A 675-nucleotide genomic window follows, 5' to 3' on the forward strand; every position below is an offset into this window, starting at 1 on the left:
CCGACCGCGGCATGCGGATCGAGGGCATCCGCCTGCTCGCCAAGGACGGCGGCCGCTCCGGCGCGTACCGCGCGGAGGACGCGGCGTGATGGCCCCCGGCGCTCATCCCTCCCCCCTCTGCGGGGGCGGGTGGCCCACGAACCGGGTCGGGAGAGGGGAACGCCGCATCCGGAGAGGTCGCACCCCTCTCCCGACCTTCGGTGCCGCGAGGCCCACCCTCCCCCGCGGAGGGGGGAGGGAGAAAACCGGAGCGCGTCCGGGACCGGGCGCGCTCGCGTGAGCTGCCTGATCCCCGTAGCCGAAGCGCTCGCGCGGATCCGCGCGAGCGGTCCCGGGCCGGTCTCGGCCGAAGAAGTCGCGATCGCGGAGGCGGCCGTGCGCACGCTGGCTGCCGCGGTCGGTGCCTCACGCCCGCAACCGCCCTTCCCGGCCTCCGCCAGGCATTGCTGCGCCGGCCGCGCCGCCGTCGCGACGCCGTGGGGCGCAGGTCCGGCAGCGGGTCGTCGGTCTCGCCATCGACCCGGACCTTGGTGGGCAGGAGCGGATGGCAGAGCGGGATCAACTCGTGGGTGCGCTTGGCCGCCATGATCCCGGCGAGGCGGGCGGTGCCGACCACGTCGCCCTTCTTGGCATCGCCCTCGCGGATCAGCGCCAGGGTGGCGGGCAGCATCACCA

At 75.9% G+C, this 675-nt stretch carries 2 pseudogenes; one reads left to right on the forward strand and one right to left on the reverse strand.

What is annotated here, in order from left to right:
- Window positions 1-89, forward strand: a pseudogene (gene moaC / locus MKK70_RS20395) (cyclic pyranopterin monophosphate synthase MoaC); the annotation flags it as partial.
- Window positions 90-454: 365 nt separating this feature from the next.
- Here moaC and MKK70_RS20400 read toward each other — a convergent pair.
- Window positions 455-675: pseudogene (locus MKK70_RS20400) on the reverse strand (cyclic pyranopterin monophosphate synthase MoaC); the annotation flags it as partial.

This window comes from Methylobacterium sp. E-041, assembly GCF_022829665.1.
Lineage (GTDB): Bacteria > Pseudomonadota > Alphaproteobacteria > Rhizobiales > Beijerinckiaceae > Methylobacterium.